This is a genomic window from Caulobacter vibrioides OR37 (assembly GCF_000372645.1).
GTDB classification, from domain to species: Bacteria; Pseudomonadota; Alphaproteobacteria; order Caulobacterales; family Caulobacteraceae; genus Caulobacter; species Caulobacter vibrioides_E.
In genome coordinates this window covers 30,228-49,352 of record NZ_APMP01000025.1, presented here as the reverse complement: position 1 = coordinate 49,352, position 19,125 = coordinate 30,228, and the positions used below count along the sequence as shown (strand labels likewise).

The window sequence follows — 19,125 nt, the reverse complement described above, 5'->3', positions numbered from 1 at the left end:
AGGCTCTAAATCAAACATTTAGAGCGTGATAACCGCCGAAACCGCTCACACTTTCGGCTATCACGCTCTAGAACTCGTAGGTCACGCCAAGGGTGAAGGTGCGGCCGCTGACCGTTCGGGCGGTCAGGCGCTTTTCGGTGATGTCGGAATACTGGGTGATCGGCTCGTCGGTCAGGTTGACGCCCTCCAGCACGATCCGCAGACCGCCGGTCGTGTTGTAGTGGGCCGCCAAGTCTATGTTGTTGCTGGCCAGATAACCGGCGCCGATCGAACCGTTGCCGCCCGCGCTGTCCAGATAGCCCGAGCGATAGGCCGACGAGATCCGCGCGCCCCAGCCGGAGGTCTCGTAGTAGAGCGTGGCGTTCGAGGTCCAGCGCGACAGCTGGAAGAGGTCGAGCATCACCGACTGGCCGTCGACGATGGCGTTCGAGCGGCCGGCGGCGCGAGTGACATTGCCCACGAAGCCCAGCTTGTCGAACGGCGCGGGCAGGAAGGTGAAATCGCGCTGCCAAGCCAGTTCGAGGCCCTTGATCGAAGCCCCGTCGCCGTTCACCGGTCGCACGAACGTGTAGATGGTGTCTGGCCCGTTGCCTGGGGCGAGGAACTGCAACGGATAGCCGGTCGAGCCATAGGTTACGGCGCTGGTGGCCGTGGTGATGAACGAGGCCATACGCTTGTAGAAGACGCTGACGGCGAAGTAGCCCGCGCGGCCCTGATAGGTCTCGATCGTCCCCTCGATGGCGTCGGCCAGGAACGGGCGCAGGTTCGGATTGCCGGACGTGATCGTGCCGCCGAACGGCGCGGAGTTGACATTGCCCGCCACCCGCAGGTCCGCCAGGCTGGGGCGGCTGATGTTGCGATTGATCGACAGCCGGCCCACCACCGAGGGGCCGAGATCCACCGCCAGGTTCAGGGCGGGCAGCACGCCGTCGTATCGGCCGTGGATCACCGCCGGCCGCGTCTGGACACCCGTATTGACCAGTCCGTCCGAGGTTAGGTCGGTGTCATAGTAGCGAAGGCCGAGGTCGCCGCGCCAGGTCTTACCCAGGGTCTCGCCGTGTGCGCGCATCATCAGATAGGCCGACCAGGTCTTTTCGGTGATCGAGAAATCGGAGCCGGGGAGATCGTCGGCGGTCGAAAGATCGCGATTGACCCCCAGGCGCGCGAAGGTCGCGTCGACGTCGCCGACGATGTAGAGCCTCGGGGATTTCTGGAAGACCAGTTCCTTGACCGCCTGGGCCGCCGACGTCCCGGTCGGATAGTCCGAGCGGCCGCGACGCGTGTAGCCGTCATTGCGGAACGACTTGTACTGCGCGCCGCCTTCGATCGAGAGTGTCGGCGCGGCCTGGTAGTCGACGTCGAAGCGCCCCGTGGTGAACTGGTTGATCACCTGATCCTCGCGGGTGTCGGCCCGCATCAGGCTCCATTGCGCCGGGTCGACCGGGTCGAACCCGTAGGTGTTGACCGCCTTGCCGCCGCGCAGGTCATACGAAAAGGCCTTGTCGCTGGCCTGCAGGAAGATCTTGTCGAAGACCGGCCCCTCGAAGTCCGACTTCGAATAGCCGGCCATGCCGCGCAGCCTCAGCTTGTCGGCGGCCTGGATCTCGCCGTTGATCGCCGCCTGGAGGAAGACCGTCGTGTCCTCCGAGCGCTTATGTTCGGTGCGCAGATCGACGCCGCCGGAATAGTCGGCCTGGACGAGACTGTTTCCTTGGATCACGGCGCCGCGCAGGCGCTGGGTTCCCTTGACGTCGCCGGTCAGCGGATTGTCGCCGGCGGCGGCCAGCGAGAATTCGTCGCGATCGTTGGAAAGGCGACCATACAACAGATCGGCGCCCAGTTTCACGCGGGTTCCGGGTTCGTATTGCAGCGACGCCGTGACGCCCAGCCGCGTGCGATGGTCGAACCAGGTCGAGTAGCTCTCGGCCATCGGGGCGACGACGCGGCCCGCGCCCGTGGCATTGATCAGTCGATTGGCGACGACGGGATCGACCGTGGCGGCGACATTGGCCGCGCCGAACGTCACCGGCGTCCAGCCCCAGTTGCGATAGCCGTATTCGTTGGCGTCGTTCTCGCTATAGGCCACCGAGACCAGCGCCCCCAGGTCGCCCCATCGCCGCGAGACCAAGGCGGCCACGCGAGGGCTGACCGTCCTGGTGGCGCTGTTGGTCAGGCCCTTGGCCGAGAAGGCCAGCTTGTCCCCCGGATAATCGAACGGCTTGGCCGTGCGCAGCGCGACCGTGCCGCCGATGCCGCCCTCGTCCTGGTCGACCGCGTAGGACTTCCAGACCGTGACCTTGTTGAAGAGCTCGCTGGCGAAGATCGAATAGTCGAAGGCCCGCGTGCGGCTGACCGAGCCCCGGTTGTCCATGCCCGAAGCGGTCGAGGCCGAGACCTCCATGCCGTTGAGCTGAGCGCGCGTGAAGTCGGGGCCCAGGCCCCGCAACGCGATCTGGCGACCCTCGCCGGTGTCGCGCGAGATGGTCATGCCCGGCACCCGTTGCAGGGATTCCGCCAGGTTCAGGTCGGGGAAGGCGGCGATGTCCTCGGCCAGGATCACCTCGGTGTCGCCCGTGGCGCGGCGCTTCAGGTCGCGCGCGTGCAGCAGGGTCTCGCGAAAGCCGGTGACGACGACCGTATCGAGCTCGATCGCCGGTTCGGGCGGTGTCGCCCGACGGACGACCGCGGGGGGCGAGGAAGGCGGGGGCGCCTCGCGCAGGACGAAGCCGCCGCCGGCCGCCACGGCGCGCAGATTCTGGCCGGCGATCAGCCGGTTCAGCGCCTGCTCCGGCGTCAGAACGCCGCTGACGCCCTGGCTGGTGCGGTTGTGGATGTCGGCCAGGGTCATGACCGGCACGTCGGCCTGGCGGGAGAAGGCGTTGAGAGCCTGGGCGAGATCGCCTCGGGCGATGGCGAAGTGTTGGGCCGGCGCGGCGAAGGCGGGGGCCGCCACGACGCCGCAGGTCAGACCCGCCAGAAGGCTCGCCCCCGATCGCGACAGCCAGGCGCGCCGTGCGGCCATCAAGGTCCCCGAAAGTCGGACGCCAGCAAAGCTTCCTGGCGGCCTGGGGAACCCTCTACAAAAGGCGCATGTCACTAATTTGAAGGTTCCGTGGATGGCGTCGCCGGGACCGCCCGGCGTCGCTCCACGGCCACCTAAAGAAAGGCCGCCGCCCCGGCTGGGACGACGGCCCGCGAGTTCAGGGGATCTTCGAAGGCGTTAGAACTCGTAGGTGGCGCCCACCAGGATGGTGCGGCCGCTGCTGACATTGACCGTCGTGCGCTTGGCGTTGACGTCGGTGTACTGGATGCTGTGCTCATTGGAGAGGTTCAGGCCCTCCAGAGTCAGCTTCAGCTTCGGCAGCACGTTGTAGTGCGCGGCGAAGTCGATGTTGTTCGTCGCCTTGTAGCCGCTGCCGATGTTGCCGTTGCCGCCAGCGCCGTCCAGGTACTTGTCCCGATAGGCGCTCGACAGGCGCATCCCCCACCTGTCGGTCTCGTAGTAGATCGTGGCGTTGGCCGTGTATTTCGACAGCTGGAACAGCGGCAGGTTCACCGAATTGCCGCTGATGATCACGGGCGAGGAGCCGTCGGCATAGGTTCCGTTGGCCACCACGCCCAGGTGGTCGAACGGCGCCGGCAGGAACGTGAAGTCACGCTGGAACGCGATTTCCAGACCCTGGATGTCGGCGCCCGGGCCATTCACCGGGTGGCTGACGTTATAGGGGATCGTGCCGTCCTGGCCCGGCAGCAGGAACGACAGCGGGAAGCCCGTCTGCGAGTAGGGCATGATGCTGGTCTGCGCGGTGATGAACGACTTCAGCTTCTTGTAGAAGACGCCGATCGTGAACGAACCGACCTTGCCGTCGTAGAACTCCAGCGAGCCTTCGACCGAGTCCGAGGTGAACGGCGTCAGGTTCGGGTTGCCGGTGCTGATCGTGCCCCCGAACGGCGCGGTCGTTAGGGAGCCGGCGGCGGCGAGGTCGCCCAGGGCGGGGCGGCTGATGTCGCGGTTGGCGCTGAAGCGGGCGACCATGCCCTCGTTGACGTCGACCGCGACATTGAAGGCCGGCAGCCAGCCGCTGTACTTATGCTGGATCGACACCGGCTGGAGGCTGGTCCCGGTGTTCAGCGTGCCGTCCGAGGTCAGCTCGGTCGAATAGTAGCGCACGCCGGCGTTTGCGCGGACGCCCTTGCCCAGGATCTCGGTGTTCAGCTCGTACTGAAGATAGGCGGCCTTGGTCTCTTCGGTGACGGTGTAGTTGGTCCCGGGGGTGGCGAACTTGGCGCCTTGGGCTTCCAGATCGCGGACCTGGCCGATCGCCGCGTAGACCGGATCCACATTGCCCACGATGTACGCGCCCAGCGACTTGTAGGGCACGACAAGCTTCAGGTCGTTCGAGATGATCGTGTTGGCCGGGACGTTCTTGAACTCCTTGTCCGACCACTGCGCGCCGCTGTTGACGAACTTCTTGTACGAGACGCCGCCCTTGACGCTGGAGATGGCGTTCAGGGCGTAGTCCAGGTCGAACTTGGCGTTCTTGTACTCCGAGGAGATGCGGTTCTCCTGGGTGTCCATCCGCATCAGGTCCCACTTGCTGGGATCGGTCAGGCCCGCGTCATAGGTGTTGACCGGCATTTCCGGACGGTCGTCGAAGCTGAAGGCGTGGTTCTTCGACTCCAGGAACACCTTGTCGAGGACCGGCAGGTGGTAGTCCGACTTCGAATAGCCGACGAGGCCCGACAACAGCAGCTTTTCGGTCGCCTGGTACGAGCCGCTCAGGCCCAGCTGATAGAATTTGGTCTTGTCCTCTTCGCGGTTGAACTCGCTGCGCAGATCAACGCCGGTATAGCTGGAGGCGATCAGGGTGTTGCCCTGGATCACGGCGCTCTGCATCACCTGCGTGCCGGTGATGTTCCCGGTCAGGCTGTTGACCCCCGAGGTGGCCAGGGCGAAGTTCTGGCGGCTGTTCTCGAGCTGGCTGTACAGCCCGTCGAAAGCCAGTTTCAGCTTGTCGCCGGGCTCGTACTGCAAGGACACGGTCGCGCCCAGGCGCTTACGGTGATCGTACCAGGTCGAATAGGTGTCGGCCTGCGGGGCGTAGATGGTCGCGGTGGCGGCCGTCAGCCGGGCGGCGTCGGCGGCGCTGACGCCCGAGCCGATATTCCCGGGATTGGCGCGGATCGGGCCCCAGTTGAAGCTGCGATAGCCGAATTCGTTGGAGTCGCTCTCACTGTAGGCGATCGAGGCCAGCGCGCCGAAGTCGCCCCAGCGGTTGGAGATCAGCCCCACGACGCGGGGCGAGGTCTTGCCGCTGACATTGCTGTTCTGCTGGGCCTTGGCCGACAGAACCGCCTTGAAGCCTTTGTAATCGAAGGGTTTCGCGGTCGACAGCTGCACCGTGCCGCCGATACCGCCCTCGTCCTGTTCGGCGGCGTAGGACTTCTGCACCGTGACGCGGTCGAACAGTTCCGAGGCGAACAGGCTGAAGTCGAAGGCGCGCGAACGGCTGACCCCGCCGCGGTTGTCCATGCCCGAGGCCGTGTTCCCCAGCACTTCCATGCCGTTAAGCTGGGTGCGGGTGAAGTCCGGGCCGAGGCCCCGCAGGGTGATTTGGCGACCTTCGCCGCTGTCGCGCGAGATGGTCACGCCCGGAATGCGCTGCAGCGATTCCGCCAGGTTCAGGTCGGGGAAGGCGGCGATGTCTTCGGAGACGATGACATCGACAGCGCCGACGGCCTTTCGCTTGATGTCGCGCGCATGCATCAGGCTGTCGCGGAAGCCGGTGACGACTATGGCCTCCAGCTGGTTGTCGTCGCCGGCGGTCGCGACCGGCGCGGCGTCGGCGGCCGTGTCGGCGGCCAGCGCCATCGGCGCGTTCAGCAGGCAGACGGCCGCGGCCGTCGTGGTCAGCAGATAAAACTTGTGCGTCTTGCGCATGGCCGATCCCTTGCAGGCTTTCCCCAGGTCCGACGGCGCGATCGGCCGTCACGCGGGGGAGCCGCCGGAGCGGCGATCGGGGACAGTTCGAGCCCCGGGAATTTTGCGAATTATTTGCGACGGTTACGGCTGCGCGCTGGGATCTGGCCGTCGCGGGGCTCGCGCTGGGTTGCTGCTCAGGCGTCGCTCTCGCGGAAAGCCGGCGTCCGCTTTTCCACGCGACGCCCTGGCCGGCGCGCGGGGTCGCGAATTCCGCGTTTCAAGAAGGGAGGGGAAAAGCCTTGGAGCGGGCGGGGGGAATCGAACCCCCGACATTCAGCTTGGGAAGCTGACGTTCTACCTCTGAACTACGCCCGCCGAAGGGATGCTTCGTTTAGCCCGCCTTGCCCGCCGGCTCAAGCGGACGTTTCGGCGACTTGATTTTCCCGGTCGGCTTGACCTCTAGTGGCGATCCGTTCGGGGATTCATCAAAAGTAGTATCCTATGTCGAAGTTCGCTCGGGGCGTCGTGTTCGGTCTGGTCTGTCTGGCGTCGGCCGGCGTCGCGGTGGCGGCGGAGGATCCGGCCGCGAAGGCTTTCGGCGCGCGGCCGGCGGTGCTGGACGCCAGCCTTTCGCCCGATGGTCAGTCGATCGCGCTGATCCAGCCGCTCGCCGATGGCCAGGCCAATGCTCTGTTCGTCGCGCGCCTGGATGGGAAGAGCCAGCCCAAGCCGATCCTCACGTCATCGGGCCGGCCGGACAGGCTGACCGACTGCGGCTGGGCCTCGAACACGCGTCTGGTGTGCCAGATCTACATGGTGACCAAGCAGGACGCCGTCCGCATGGTCTTCACGCGGATGGTGGCCGTGAACGCCGACGGGACCAAGGTCCAGGAGCTGAGCGCGACGTCCAACAACTACACGCTGGAATATCGCCAGTTCGGCGGCGGCGTCATCGACTGGCTCGCGGATGACCCGAACGGCGGCTCGGTGCTGATGAGCCGGGCGTTCCATGAGGAGGACTCGACCGGCACGCTGCTGGCCAACCAGAAGCGCGGCTTGGCCGTCGAGAAGGTCGACACCAACACGCTGCAACGCACGATCGTCGAGCAGCCTCGCGAGGCGGTCGAGGTCTATATCTCGGACCAGCACGGCGCGGTGCGGATCTACGGGCATCGCCCCAGGGCGACCAGCGGCTACATGACCAACAAGGTCAACTACTTCTATCGCCCGGCCGGCGGCGGACCCTGGACGCCGCTGTCCAGCTATGACGGGGACGCGCGCACCGGCTTCGAGCCCACCGACGTCGACCGCGCGCTGAACGCGGCCTATGGCTTCGAATGGGTCAACGGCCATCTGGCGGTCGTTCGCGTCGCCCTGGACGGCTCGGGCAAGCGCGAGGTGCTGGTCTCTCGGAGCGATGTCGATGTGGATCGCCTGATCCGGGTGGGCCGCGATCACCGGGTCGTGGGCGCCAGCTACGCCACCGATCGCCGGCAGGTCGAGTTCTTCGATCCGAAGCTGAAGGCGACGGCGGTGGCGTTGTCCAAGGCCCTGGGTCAGCCGGACATCCGCTTCGTGGACGCCAGCCAGGACGGGACGAAGCTGCTGCTCTGGGCTGGCACGGACGTGGACCCGGGGCGCTATTACCTGTTCGACAGCGCCGCCAAGCGCCTGGCCGAGGTGATGCCCGGACGGCCTGAACTGGCGGGTTACAAGCTCTCGCCGGTCAAGGCGATCACCTACAAGGCCGCCGACGGAACCGATATCCCGGCCTACCTGACCCTGCCGCCGGGCTCGGACGGCAAGAACATCCCCGCCATCGTCATGCCGCACGGCGGTCCCGAAAGCCGGGATGAATGGGGCTTCGACTGGTTGGCCCAGTACTTCGCCAATCGCGGCTTCGCGGTGCTGCAGCCGAACTTTCGCGGATCGGCCGGCTATGGCGAGGCCTGGTTCGAGAACAATGGCTTCCAGTCCTGGCGCACCGCCATCGGCGACGTGAACGACGCCGGTCGTTGGTTGAGCGCCCAGGGGATCGCCGCGCCGGGCAAGCTGGCGATCGTCGGCTGGTCCTACGGGGGCTACGCGGCGCTGCAGTCGTCGGTGCTGGACCCGGACCTGTTCAAGGCGGTGGTGGCCATCGCGCCGGTCACCGACCTCGACGCCTTCCGCGAGGAGGCCCGGGACTTCACCAACTTCAAGGTCGAGGACGCCCGCATCGGCCACGGCCCGCACGTGAAGGAAGGCTCGCCCGCGCAGAACGCGGAAAAGATCAAGGCGCCGGTGCTGATGTTCCATGGCGACCAGGACGTGAACGTCGGCGTCGGCGAGTCCCGCCTGATGGCCTCGCGCCTGAAGAGCGCCGGCGGCAAGGTCGAACTGGTCGTCTATCCAGGCCTGGATCACCAGCTCGACGACAGCTCGGCCCGCGCCCGGATGCTGGACAAGGCCGACGGCTTCCTGCGCGCCTCGCTCGGCCTTTGAGGCGTCGGTCAGATCCCTCTCTGATGTCTAGACACCGGTGTCAGGTTCCCTAGAACTGTCGACCGACACGATCCCCGGGAGGACGCCATGCTTAACCGCCGCCAGGCTCTTGGGGGCGCCGTCGGCGCGGCGGCGATGGCGGGCGGCGCGGGGCCGGCGCTGGCCCAGTCCGCGGACGGGGCGCTGAGGCGGCTGCTGGACGGCATGGTCCAACGCGGCGCGTCGGGCGCGGAGCGGGCGGCGGCGTTGGCGGCCTTTCCGGATCTCCATCGCTTGTCGGCCAACGCGCGCCTGGATTACGACGCCGTGCTCCAGGCTTCCAAAATCGAGGCCGCGTTCGCCCGCCGCTTCCCGTTTGGCGCCGGCCCCGGCGCGCCCTACGCGGTCACGACCCGCGCCGGGAGCTGGCTGAAGGCGGCCGACGCGATCAAGGCCAGCGGCAACGCGCCCCTGACCCTGGCCAGAAAGCTGGACGCCGAAACGGATCGGGTGCGCGCCGACGCCGCCGACCATGGCGTGGTCCCGCCGGCCTTCGTGATCGACAAGGTTTTGGCTGGCCTGACCGCCGCCGCTGGCGCCGCGCCGGCCGATCTGGCCGGGGCGCTGGCGCGGCAGGGCGAGGCGCTGGCGAGCCTCAGGGCCAAGGCTGGGTCAGGGGCGGGCCTTGGCCGCTTTTCGTGGGGACGCGAATACTACGCCCTGGTTCTGAAGCAGAACCTGGGCACGGCCATCGACCCGGAGGAGGCGCACCGGCGAGGCCTCGCGGCGGTCCAGACCTTTGGCGCCCGCGCCGCGCGGCTGCTTGACCAGCGGGGGATCGCCGCCGGCCCTCTGGGCGACCGCTTCGCCGCCCTGGCGCGCGATCCGCGCTGGCTATACGCCGACGACGAGACCGGGCGCGACAGGCTGGTCGCCGACATGAACGTCTGGCTGGACAAGGCCAAGGCGCGCTTGCCCAAGTCCTTCGCCGCCACGCCGTCCGGAACCCTGACGGCGAGGATCTCGCGGATGTCTCGCGCCGACGAGGCCGCCGCCCGGCAGGGCTATCGTGACGCGCCCAGCTTCGATGGCCGACGCACGGGGATCTATTATGTCGACCTGGCCGACATTCGGCGTCGGCCTAGCTGGACCCTGCCCAGCGTCGTCCATCACGAGGCGGTTCCGGGCCATATGCTGCAGATCCCGCTGGAAGAGGGCGCCGGCGCGCATCCGCTGCGCGCGCGCCTGGCCTGTCCCGGATTCCTCGAGGGCTGGGCGATCTATGCCGAGCAGCTCGCCGACGAGGAGGGCGCCTTCCAAGACGATCCGCTGGCCGAGCTGGGCTATCTGCAATGGATGCTGTTTCGGGCCGGGCGGCTGGTGGTCGACACCGGCCTGCACGTCAAGGGCTGGACCCGACAGAGGGCCGAGGCCTGGTTCGCGCGCGTCCAGGGACCGCCTCCGGTCTTCGCGCCGATCGCCCAGGACGTCGAGCGGGCCGCCATCGGGCCGGGGGGCGTGGCGGGTCAGGGTCTGGCCTGGCTGGAGATCGTCCGCATCCGCGAGGCGGCGCGCCGTCGCCCGGACTTCGATCCGAGGAGCTTCCACGCCGACCTGCTGCTGCCCGGAACCCTACCGTTCGCGACACAATGGCGGCGGCTGCTGGCCTAAATGGAAAACGCCGCCCGGGACAAGCCGGGCGGCGCTCGCAGCGTCGGTAGGAGCGCGCTTCTTTTAGTTCTGGGGTGGCATTCCACCTGGCGGCGGGCCGGGAGGCGGACCGCCTTCGCCGCCGCCTTGCTGCATCCGGCGCTGGCGCATCTTTTCGAACGCGGCCTTCAGTTCGTCGAGGGTGATCTTGCCGTCCTTGTTGGCGTCGATCATGGCGAAGCGTTCTTCCGGACGGCCGGCGGCCTTCCATTCGGCCAGGTCCACGACGCCGTCATTGTTGGTGTCCCAGCGCTTGAAGATGTCTTCCGGAGCCGGCATTCCGCGCGGCGGACCGTCCTGGGCCAGGGCGACGCCGCCGGCCAGGGTAGTAAGCGTTGCAAGCGCGACGAGGAGCGTGCGGCGCATAGAGGGTGTTTCCTTCCAGGGTGAGATGTCCCTGTTCCCAGTCTTCGGCGCGAATGTTGCGGGCTTATTTCGCGGACGGACGGAAAAACGGCTGCGGCTTGGCGCCGATCAGGCCAGCGCCGCGACCTGATCCAGCGCCCCGGCGTCGTCATGCTGGTCGGGCCAGGTCGACCGGCGGCGCAGGCGCGGGGCCAGGAACAGCACCGGCAGCTTGAACACCAGGAGCTCGCCGTGGACGAAGCTGTCGATCGCCCGCTCCCAGGCATTGGCCTCGCGCCGTCCGTGATCGCGCAGCCATCCGTCGTAGGGCGCCCAGTGGCTGGGCTCGTCCTGCTCGATGACGCGGAAGATCTTGGTCAGCTGGGCGTCGTCCCGCACCTTGGGGTCGCGCAGCAGGATCTCGACCTGGCGGTGGCCGCGTTTCTCGGTCAGCGAAACCACCCGGCACAGCCGCTCGAACACGTCCTCGCGGCCGATCAGGCGATAGTCGAGGGCGTCTATCGGCGAGCCGAACACGATCTCGACGAAGCGATCGATATGGCCGCACGTCCGGTCGATATCGAAGGGCATCACCCCGCGTCGTTCGAACCAGCGACGGAACATCAGATAGTGCTTGCGCTCGTCGGCGCGGTGGCTCTCGACCTTGCGGATCAGCGCCTCGTCATCGGGCCAACTGGCGCGGATCGCCGCCAGCATCCGGTCGATGGCGGTATAGCCGCGATGCTCGTTGTAGATGTAGATCGAGCACAGCAGCTCGAGGAACCGGCGTCGTACCGCGTCGCGCATCGGTATCTTCCGTTCGCAAGGGTCGGGGTCGCACTACGCGCCGGGATCACCTCGCGGATAACGGCTTCCACTGGATGCTCGTTCCCGTTGGCGTTCGCCCGGCCCCTAGCTCTTCCCCCGGTCCCGCCCGAAGTTCGGCAGGGCGCTCTCTTGCCCCGCCGCCACGATGCCCCGGCGGATCGCGCGCGTCCGGGTGAAGTGGGCGTGGAGGGTGTCGGCGTCGCCCCAGCGGATGGCGCGGCTCATGGCCTGGAGGTCCTCGGTGAAGCGGCCCAGCATCTCCAGCACCGCGTCCTTGTTGGCCAAGAAGATGTCGCGCCACATGGTCGGGTCGCTGGCGGCGATGCGGGTGAAGTCGCGGAAGCCCGAGGCCGAGTACTTGATGACCTCGTTCTCGGTGACGTTCTCCAGGTCGGCCGCGCTGCCGACGATCGTGTAGGCGATCAGGTGGGGCAGGTGCGAGACGACGGCCAAAACGAGGTCGTGGTGCTTTTCGTCCATCAGCTCGACCTGGGCCCCAAAGGCGCGCCAGAAGGCCGACAGGCGGGCGACGGCGGCGGCGTAGTGCTCGTCGTCGCTGTCGAGGGGCGTCAGGATCGTCCAGCGGCCCTCGAACAGTTCCGGAAAGCCGGAGTCCGGACCCGACTGCTCGGTGCCGGCGATCGGGTGGCCTGGGATGGCGAAGATCTTCCCGCCGTCCTGGGCGCGGAAGGCCTCGGCGACGTTGGCCTTGGTCGAGCCGACATCGGTCAGGGTCGCGCCCGGCTTCATGGCCGGGATCACCTGAGCGGCGATCTCGGGGATCGACAGCACCGGGGTGGCGATCACCACCAGGTCGGCGTCCTTGACCGCCTCGGCGATGTCGCCGGTGACGTGCTCGGCGATGCCCAGCTCGACGACGCGGGCGCGATGGGCCTCGCTGGCGTCGGCCACGGTGACCTCGCCGACGACGCCATGCTGGCGCGCGGCGCGGATCACCGAGCCGCCGATCAGGCCGCAGCCGATGACGGTGAGCTTGGGATAGAGGATGCCGGGGTTAGACATGGATAAGGCTCACTTCAAACCGATTTCCCCGGCGAATGCCGGGGCCCAGATGCAGGCTGAGCGGTTTGGGATGATGCGCCTCTTGTCCCCATTCAAACAAAAGGCGGCTGTGGGTTCGATCTGGGCCCCGGCATTCGCCGGGGAGGTCGGGAGACGCGCCGACATCTAGCGCCCCATGAACTGGGCCAGCAGCTCCACCACGGCCCGGTTATGCTCTTCGAGCCCGATGGTGACGCGGATCGAGTTCGGCAGGTTGTAGTTGGCCACGGCGCGGACCAGGTAGCCTTTCGAGGCCAGGAACGCCTCGGCCTCCTGGGCGGTCTTGCCCGGCGTGGTCGGGAAGGTCGCCAGGACGAAATTGGCCGCCGACGGGGTGACGTCGAGGCCCAGGCCGCCCAACTGCTGGGCCAGCCACGGACGCCATTGCTCGACCAGAGCCAGTGAACGGGCCTGGAACTCGTCGTCGAACAGGGCCGCCACGGCGGCCTCCTGGCCGGGGATCGAGGTGTTGAACGGCGGGCGGATGCGCTCGATCGGGGCGATGATGTGCTCGGGCGCGTAGCCCCAGCCCACCCGCAACGCGGCCAGTCCGTGCAGCTTGGAGAAGGTGCGCGTGACGATCACGTTCTCGGCGGTGCGGGCCAGGTCGAGGCCGTCCTCGAAGCGCGGATCGCTGCAAAATTCCGAGTAGGCGCCGTCGAGCACGAGGACGACCGACGGCGGCAGGGCCGCGTGCAGGGCGCGGATCTCCTCGCCGGTCAGCCAGGTGCCGGTCGGGTTGGCCGGGTTGGCGATGAAGACGAGGCGCGTGCGTTCGTCGACGCACTTGATCACTTCATCGACGTCGACGCGGTGGTTGATCTCCTTGGCCATCCGCACCTCGCCTTGGCAGGCGCGGGCCCCGATGGCGTAGGCGGCGAAGCCGTGCTCGCCCTGGACGATGTTGTCGCCCGGCTCCAGATAGACCTGGCACAGCAGGGCGAAGATCTCGTCGCTGCCGTCGCCGAAGGTCAGGCGCTCGGGCTCCAGCTTGAAGCGCTCGGCCACGGCCTCGCGCAGGATATTGGCCTTGCCGTCGGGATAGATGTGCAGACGGTCTACGGCGTCGCGATAGGCCGCCTTGGCCTTGTCGCTGCTGCCCAGGATGTTTTCGTTGCTCGACAGCTTGATCGGATGCGCGATGCCTTCGATCTTCGACTTGCCGCCGACATAGGCGTGGATGTCCATGATTCCGGGCTTGGGAACGGGACGGGGCGCGGCGAAGCGATCGGCGGTCATCGGAGTACTCTGAATTATGACCCCCCTTGGGGACGAGGCGTCTCTTACACGTCGAACTGTTCGGGCGCAGCCCCGATGACGCCCGTCAGGGCGCCGGGCGCGCGGGCCAGACGCGGGTCATCGGGCTGGAAGAAGCCGGACAGCGAGAACAGTCTGAGGCCGCCGGCCTCGGCGATCAGCTCGGCGGCGACGTCGGTCTGGCTCAGCGTTTCGACGATGGCCGAGACGCTCTTGGTCGAGTCGGTGACCCAGAAGGTCTGATCGTGGCCGGTCGGCTCGACCTCGACCTCGGCGACGGCCAGGGCGGCTTGGGGACCCCAGCTGGCCAGGCAGGGCAGGGCGGCGAAGACCTTCAGCTTCGGCTCGGCCAGCAGGCGTCCCCACCACGGCGTGTCCGACGCCAGCGGCAGGACGCCGACGCCCCAGGGCGAGCGCGCGATGGCCAAGGCGTCCTGGGCGGTGGCGGCGATCGACAGGCGCGGGGCCGTTCCGAAGCGCAGGCGGGTCAGCTCGACCGCGCGGGCCGGATCGCGACCGCCGAAGACGCCCAGGTGGTATGGCCCCTGGCGCGCCAGATTGTCGGCCATGATCTCGCGCCAGATGCGGATGACCAGGGCGTCCGAGGCGCCCCTGCGCGGCGTTTCCAGCAGCTTTCGGACGATGTGGGCTTCGCGGCCGGGGCGCAGGCCAAAGCCCGTGTCGCCCGAAGCCCGCTTGGCGGCCGCGACGGCGCCGGCCAGGCTGGCGCGTTCGTCCAGCAGCTTCAGCAGTTCCGTGTCGATCGCGTCGAGCCGCCATCGGACCTCTTCGAGAGACGGCGTGGCGGCCGTCGTGTCGCTGCCCATGTTCTTCCCCGAAATTGGAGGCGGGACCATAGTCCTTGCCGCCGAACACGCAATAGTCCGCCTCCTCGGGGAAGAAAATTGCGCGCTCGAACGATCGCCGATCGATCAGAAGATGCGCGGCGAGGGTCCCGTATCGATCTCGCCCAGCCGGGTGCGGCCGTCGCCGAACTTCAGGCTGGCCTGGATCACCGGCTCCTGGCCCATGGCCTCGGCGGCGGCCGCCAGCATCTGTTCGCGGGTCTTGAGCGGCTTGGAAAGGTCGGGGCGCTCCTTGATCGACACGTCCAGCGCGCCTTGCAGGCGACCGTCAGCATCGACCGTCAGGGCGCCGGTCTTGCCCTTCATCTCGGCGTCGCCGGCCAGCACCTGGCTGTCCTGCAGGGTCATGGCGCCGCCGGCGGTCGTCCAGGCCCGGACGGCGTCGGCCCAGCTGTGGCCGCGCAGCGCCGAAACCTTGGTCAGTCGGGCGTCCAGAACCATCGAGGCCTGCTTATCCTGGACGATCCGGCCCAGCAGGCCAACGAAATCGGCGCGCGCGCCGTCGGCCTTGAACAGGATCGCGCCCTGGTCGTCGGGGCCGGCGCGCAGGTGCAGCTGCATGTTGGCCGCCGAGAGCAGCGGGAAGGGCTTGGCGTTCGGCGCCGGAGCGAAGGTCAGGTTCGCGCCCTCGACCGAGATGCGCGGCGGGCGCTCCCCGGGGTGCGAGACGCTGGCGCGCAAGGCCTGGCCGGTGATCGTGACGTCGCCCGCCTCGGGCCGTGTCAGCACGATGCCTTGCGGCGCGACCATCACCCAGTGGCTGAGATCGTAGATCTCGGCCTCGCCCTTCAGTTCCGGCGCGCGCAGGGCCCAGCCCGACGGCTCGGCGACGCGGGCGTCGGCCAGGCTCACATCCATGCGGAACGGAAAGCCCGTGAAGGTTCGCTCGCGCCAAGACAGGTCATAACCGCGAGCCTTGAACGACGCCGAGGCCGCGTCCATCCGCTGCTCGGCCTGGCCACGCAGCCAGAACCAGCCATAGCTCCAGCCGCCCGCGACGAGGGCGGCGAGGATGAACGGGGCGAACAGGCGGCCGCGATGGGCCTTCTGGGGGGCTTTGCGGGACGGGGCGGCGTCGTTATGGGTCATCTATGGGCGCGTCCGGTCGGGATCGATGATGGATTTGGAAGGCGGCGGCGAGGATCGCTGGGTGTTCGGATACGGATCGCTGATGTGGCGGCCCGGGTTCCCGTTCATAGACCGAAGAACGGCCGTGCTCCACGGTCGGCGACGGGCCTTCTGCATCTATTCGGTCCATCATCGCGGCACCTATGAGCGGCCGGGCCTGGTGCTGGGCCTGGCGCCGGGCGGCGCGGTGCGCGGCATGGCCTATCGCGTCGCGGCGTCCGAGTGGCCGGGCGTCTACGCCTATCTGCGCGAACGCGAGCAACCGACCGAGACCTATTTCGAGACCTCCCGCGAGGTGAAGCTGGACGCGGACGGCTCGGACGGCCAGCGAAAGGTTCCGGCGCTCGTCTTCCTGTCGGACATGAAGCACAGCCAGTGGGCCGGCGCGCTGACCCTGGAGCAGCAGGCGGCGCTGATCGCCGGGGCCAAGGGGCTGTCGGGGCCGAACATCGACTATCTGCGCGACCTCGTCCTGCACCTGCGCGAGGGCGGCGTGCGCGACGTGGCGATGGAGAAGCTGCTGAAGATGGTCGAGGCGATCGAGAGCACCGCGCCTCAATCGTGAAACGGGGAGGAGAAAATCAGATCCCCTCGTCCTCCAGGGCCTTGGTCGCCGCGTCGATGCGGGTCTGCAGCTCGCGCATGAACTCGCCGCGCTTCAGGCCGGCGGGGATCGGCTCCAGATATTCGAAGACGATCGTGCCCGGCTTGCGCAGGAAGCCCTTGTCCCAGTGGCTGCCGCAGTTCAGGGCCACGGGCGTCACGGGCATGTTGAGCTCGCGATAGAGCGCCGCGATGCCGGGCTTATAGTCGCCGGGCTGGCCGACCTCGCCGCGGGTGCCTTCGGGGAAGATCACCACCTGGCGGGTTTCCTTCATCCGGTCGACGGCGTCGCGGACCAGCTTCTTCAGGGCCGCCGAGTGGCCGTCGCGATCGACGACGATCATGCCGGCCTTCAGCCCATGCCAGCCGAACAGCGGCACCATCAACAGTTCCTTCTTCATCACGAAGCAGGCGTCGGGCAGCAGGTAGAACTGGCTGAAGACGTCGAACATCGACTGGTGCTTGGGCGCGACCAGGGCCGGCCCGGTCGGCCGATATTGCTCGCCCCGCACCTCGACCTTGACGTCGGCCAGCCAGCGCAGGCCCCAGAAGATGCCGCCCGACCAGGTTCGCAGGCACCAGGTGTTGGCGCGACGCGGCAGCGGGAACGTCAGGATCATCCCGACCGCCCAAACGACCGACCAGAGCCAGAAGAACAGCTGGAACACGAACGAGCGAAAATAGATCAATGGTCGTCCTTCGCCGACGAAGCGGCCTTGTCTTTGGGACCCAGCCCCAGGAACGCCTCGCGGCCCAGGATCGCCAGATACTTGCAATATTCGACGATCATGCGGCGGGCGCTGATGCTGGTCTTCCACCAGCGATGGGCGTTGAGGTCGGTCCTCACCGGATAGGGGTAGAGCTTGACCCCCGGCATGGCGGCGCGCAGCTCCAGCATCGAGCGCGGCATGTGATAGTCGGCCGTGACGATGATCAGGCTGTCATAGTCCTTGGACGCCGCCCACTCGGCCGTCTCGCGCGCGTTGCCGACCGTGTTGGCGGCCGAGAACCCCAGGTCGACGCAGCAGTCGTAGATCGGCTTCACGGCCTTGGTCACGGTCTGAACGTCGGCCCGGGTGGCCTCTCGGTTGACGCCCGAGATCAGCAGCCGCTTGCCCTTGCCGTCCTCAAGCAGCTTGGTGGCGGCTTCCAGCCGGATGTTCGACGCCCCGGTCAGCACGACCACGCCGTCGGCGACCGGCGGCGCGGGCGCGGGCGTGGAATGGTCGACCCGGGTGGTGAACGCCAGCAGGCCCAGCCCCCAGATCATCAGGCCGATCAGCAAGGCGGCGAGTGTCTTCACGGCATGTCCCCCACGATCCGCGACGCCGCCAGACGCGCCGACAGGCCGGCGATCAGGGCGGCCGCCAGCGGGCAGGGCAGGGCGGCGGCCAGATCGATCCAGGCCAGGGGCAGAACCGGGGCCAGTCCCGCGCCGCCGCCAAGCCAGCGCGCCAACGCGCCGATGATGGCCGCGCCAGCCCCGCCCAGCAAGCCCGCCAGCGCGCCCATGGCCGCGAACCGGTTCTGGAACAGGCTGGAAATGAAACTCTGTTCGGCCCCCGAGAAGTGCAGGACCTCGATCACGTCGCGGCGGGCGGCCAAGCCCGCGCGCGTGGCGAAGGCGATCACGGCGGCGGTCGTCGCGGCGATCAGAACGAAGACGCCCAGGGCGGCCAGTCGCGCCAGATTGGCGGCGCGCTCGATATCGGCGATCCAGCGGCTGTGATCGTCGACCGTGGCGTCGACGCCGGCGGTCTTCAGCGCCTTGTCCAGGACCTCGGCGGTCGGCGGATTGTCCGGGGCCAGGTCCAGGGTGACCAAGCGCGGCGTCGGCAGGTCGTCGACCAGGGCCGCCTTGCCGATCCAGGGCTCCAGCAGGGCTTCGGCCTTTTCGCGGGGCAGGGCCTGGGCCTCGGTCACGCCCTTGACCCCGGCCAGGGTCTCGGCGGCGCGCGCGGCCGCGCTGTCGGGCGTCTCGCCGGCCCGGGCGCGGACCACGACGGTGGCCGAGCCGGTCAGCTGGGCGGTCCAGCCGTGGGCGGCGCGGTTCGAGGCCAGGGCGGCGAATCCGGTCAGGCAGGCCAGGAAGCACAGCACGGCCACCACGAAGATCAGCGCGCCGTCGCGGGAGTCGCGCGGCGGCAGCAGCGGGCCCGGTCTCCAGCGATCCACCCTGAAGAGCGCGCTCATCGGCGCGCGCCCGAGGCGATCAGAGAACCGTGCTCGAGGTGCAGGACGGGCTGGGCGGCGCGGGCCACCAACTCGTCGTCGTGCGTGGCGATCAGCACCGTGGCGCCCAGCCGGTTCAGCTCGACGAACAGGCGCAGCAGGCGCAGCGACATCGCCGGGTCGACATTGCCGGTCGGCTCGTCGGCCAGCAGCACGTCGGGACGGTCCACGACGGCGCGGGCGATGGCCAGGCGCTGCTTCTCGCCCCCGGACAGGGTGGCGGGCAGGGCGTGCATCCGCTCGCCCAGGCCGACCCAGGTCAGCAGCTCGGCGACATCGTCGCGATAGGTGGCGGGCTTTCGTCCCAGAATGCGCAGCGGCAGGGCGGCGTTGTCGAACACCGACAGGTGCTCCAGCAGCCGAAACTCCTGAAACACCACCCCGATGCGGCGGCGCAGGAAGGGCAGGTCTCGGGCATGGGTCAGGCTGACGTCGCGTCCGAACAGCTCGACGCGACCCCGTGACGCACGGTGGGCCAGGTAGATCAGCTTGAGCAGCGAGCTCTTGCCCGCGCCCGAGGCGCCGGTCAGGAAATGGAACGAGCCTGGATCCAGGGAGAAGCTGATATCCCTGAGGGTTTCCGGCGCCCGGCCGTAGCGCATTGAGACGCCTTCGAAGCGGACAACCGGAACGGCGTCATCGCCCTGTTCTGTGTCGATCCGCAAGGCGCGTCACTGGGCTTTCTGGACATCAGGGTTAAAATCGGCG

General features: G+C 68.1%; 15 protein-coding genes and 1 tRNA gene. 3 read left to right on the top strand and 13 right to left on the bottom strand.

The window, feature by feature from the left end; all coding sequences use genetic code 11:
* Positions 1 to 67: 67 nt before the first annotated feature.
* The 3 genes from OR37_RS16225 to OR37_RS16215 all read right to left on the bottom strand — a co-directional run bounded on the left by OR37_RS16225 (position 68) and on the right by OR37_RS16215 (position 6,298).
* Entirely contained in the window at positions 68 to 3,022 is a 2,955-nt protein-coding gene (locus OR37_RS16225) for a TonB-dependent receptor (protein ID WP_004622208.1), read from the bottom strand.
* Between the two features lie 198 nt (positions 3,023 to 3,220).
* A complete protein-coding gene (locus tag OR37_RS16220) occupies positions 3,221 to 5,941 on the bottom strand; it encodes a TonB-dependent receptor (protein ID WP_004622207.1) in 2,721 nt (906 codons plus the stop codon).
* Between the two features lie 282 nt (positions 5,942 to 6,223).
* Positions 6,224 to 6,298: transfer RNA gene (locus OR37_RS16215), tRNA-Gly, on the bottom strand.
* Between the two features lie 126 nt (positions 6,299 to 6,424).
* Between OR37_RS16215 and OR37_RS16210 the strand changes: the two genes are divergently transcribed.
* Both OR37_RS16210 and OR37_RS20815 read left to right on the top strand, forming a co-directional pair.
* Positions 6,425 to 8,407: a S9 family peptidase gene (locus OR37_RS16210; RefSeq protein ID WP_004622204.1), complete on the top strand. Its 1,983-nt coding sequence runs from the start codon at positions 6,425 to 6,427 to the stop codon at positions 8,405 to 8,407.
* Positions 8,408 to 8,494: 87 nt separating this feature from the next.
* A complete protein-coding gene (locus OR37_RS20815) occupies positions 8,495 to 10,057 on the top strand; it encodes a DUF885 domain-containing protein (RefSeq protein WP_004622202.1) in 1,563 nt (520 codons plus the stop codon).
* A gap of 63 nt (positions 10,058 to 10,120) precedes the next feature.
* Here OR37_RS20815 and OR37_RS16200 read toward each other — a convergent pair whose 3' ends face one another.
* From OR37_RS16200 to OR37_RS16175, 6 genes are all read right to left on the bottom strand, one after another.
* Entirely contained in the window at positions 10,121 to 10,462 is a 342-nt protein-coding gene (locus OR37_RS16200; protein WP_004622199.1) for an EF-hand domain-containing protein, read from the bottom strand.
* Between the two features lie 108 nt (positions 10,463 to 10,570).
* Positions 10,571 to 11,248, bottom strand: a complete 678-nt coding sequence (locus OR37_RS16195) for a hypothetical protein (protein ID WP_004622197.1) — start codon at positions 11,246 to 11,248, stop codon at positions 10,571 to 10,573.
* A 105-nt stretch (positions 11,249 to 11,353) separates the two neighbouring features.
* Complete coding sequence (locus OR37_RS16190; RefSeq protein WP_004622195.1) at positions 11,354 to 12,292, bottom strand: prephenate/arogenate dehydrogenase family protein; 939 nt, start codon at positions 12,290 to 12,292, stop codon at positions 11,354 to 11,356.
* Between the two features lie 165 nt (positions 12,293 to 12,457).
* Positions 12,458 to 13,570 carry a histidinol-phosphate transaminase gene (gene hisC / locus OR37_RS16185; protein ID WP_004622194.1) on the bottom strand — a complete coding sequence of 371 codons (1,113 nt, stop codon included), beginning with the start codon at positions 13,568 to 13,570 and terminating at the stop codon, positions 12,458 to 12,460.
* A gap of 44 nt (positions 13,571 to 13,614) precedes the next feature.
* Entirely contained in the window at positions 13,615 to 14,415 is an 801-nt protein-coding gene (locus OR37_RS16180) for a chorismate mutase (RefSeq protein ID WP_004622192.1), read from the bottom strand.
* A gap of 105 nt (positions 14,416 to 14,520) precedes the next feature.
* Positions 14,521 to 15,543, bottom strand: a complete 1,023-nt coding sequence (locus tag OR37_RS16175; RefSeq protein ID WP_004622190.1) for a DUF2125 domain-containing protein — start codon at positions 15,541 to 15,543, stop codon at positions 14,521 to 14,523.
* Between the two features lie 28 nt (positions 15,544 to 15,571).
* Here OR37_RS16175 and OR37_RS16170 point away from each other — a divergent pair, with 28 nt between their 5' ends.
* Positions 15,572 to 16,147 carry a gamma-glutamylcyclotransferase gene (locus OR37_RS16170; RefSeq protein WP_004622188.1) on the top strand — a complete coding sequence of 192 codons (576 nt, stop codon included), beginning with the start codon at positions 15,572 to 15,574 and terminating at the stop codon, positions 16,145 to 16,147.
* A gap of 16 nt (positions 16,148 to 16,163) precedes the next feature.
* Here OR37_RS16170 and OR37_RS16165 read toward each other — a convergent pair whose 3' ends face one another.
* Genes OR37_RS16165 through ftsE form a run of 4 tightly spaced genes read right to left on the bottom strand, consistent with a single transcriptional unit; the run spans position 16,164 to position 19,082 of the window.
* Positions 16,164 to 16,874 carry a lysophospholipid acyltransferase family protein gene (locus OR37_RS16165; RefSeq protein ID WP_004622185.1) on the bottom strand — a complete coding sequence of 237 codons (711 nt, stop codon included), beginning with the start codon at positions 16,872 to 16,874 and terminating at the stop codon, positions 16,164 to 16,166.
* Positions 16,871 to 17,488 carry a YdcF family protein gene (locus OR37_RS16160; RefSeq protein WP_004622182.1) on the bottom strand — a complete coding sequence of 206 codons (618 nt, stop codon included), beginning with the start codon at positions 17,486 to 17,488 and terminating at the stop codon, positions 16,871 to 16,873. The genes OR37_RS16165 and OR37_RS16160 overlap by 4 nt, the downstream gene beginning before the upstream one ends.
* Positions 17,485 to 18,378 (bottom strand): cell division protein FtsX, encoded by an 894-nt coding sequence (locus OR37_RS16155; protein WP_004622180.1) that lies wholly within the window; start codon positions 18,376 to 18,378, stop codon positions 17,485 to 17,487. Before OR37_RS16155 ends, OR37_RS16160 begins: the two co-directional genes overlap by 4 nt.
* A complete protein-coding gene (gene ftsE / locus OR37_RS16150; RefSeq protein WP_081612971.1) occupies positions 18,375 to 19,082 on the bottom strand; it encodes a cell division ATP-binding protein FtsE in 708 nt (235 codons plus the stop codon). The genes OR37_RS16155 and ftsE overlap by 4 nt, the downstream gene beginning before the upstream one ends.
* Positions 19,083 to 19,125 lie beyond the last annotated feature (43 nt).

Bases quoted from the DNA above. Each gene is read 5' to 3' on its own strand.
- OR37_RS16225 (WP_004622208.1), bottom strand. From the start codon at position 3,022: ATGGCCGCACGGCGCGCCTGGCTGTCGCGATCGGGGGCGAGCCTTCTG.
- OR37_RS16220 (WP_004622207.1), bottom strand. From the start codon at position 5,941: ATGCGCAAGACGCACAAGTTTTATCTGCTGACCACGACGGCCGCGGCC.
- OR37_RS16210 (WP_004622204.1), top strand. From the start codon at position 6,425: ATGTCGAAGTTCGCTCGGGGCGTCGTGTTCGGTCTGGTCTGTCTGGCG.
- OR37_RS20815 (WP_004622202.1), top strand. From the start codon at position 8,495: ATGCTTAACCGCCGCCAGGCTCTTGGGGGCGCCGTCGGCGCGGCGGCG.
- OR37_RS16200 (WP_004622199.1), bottom strand. From the start codon at position 10,462: ATGCGCCGCACGCTCCTCGTCGCGCTTGCAACGCTTACTACCCTGGCC.
- OR37_RS16195 (WP_004622197.1), bottom strand. From the start codon at position 11,248: ATGCGCGACGCGGTACGACGCCGGTTCCTCGAGCTGCTGTGCTCGATC.
- OR37_RS16190 (WP_004622195.1), bottom strand. From the start codon at position 12,292: ATGTCTAACCCCGGCATCCTCTATCCCAAGCTCACCGTCATCGGCTGC.
- hisC (WP_004622194.1), bottom strand. From the start codon at position 13,570: ATGACCGCCGATCGCTTCGCCGCGCCCCGTCCCGTTCCCAAGCCCGGA.
- OR37_RS16180 (WP_004622192.1), bottom strand. From the start codon at position 14,415: ATGGGCAGCGACACGACGGCCGCCACGCCGTCTCTCGAAGAGGTCCGA.
- OR37_RS16175 (WP_004622190.1), bottom strand. From the start codon at position 15,543: ATGACCCATAACGACGCCGCCCCGTCCCGCAAAGCCCCCCAGAAGGCC.
- OR37_RS16170 (WP_004622188.1), top strand. From the start codon at position 15,572: ATGGATTTGGAAGGCGGCGGCGAGGATCGCTGGGTGTTCGGATACGGA.
- OR37_RS16155 (WP_004622180.1), bottom strand. From the start codon at position 18,378: ATGAGCGCGCTCTTCAGGGTGGATCGCTGGAGACCGGGCCCGCTGCTG.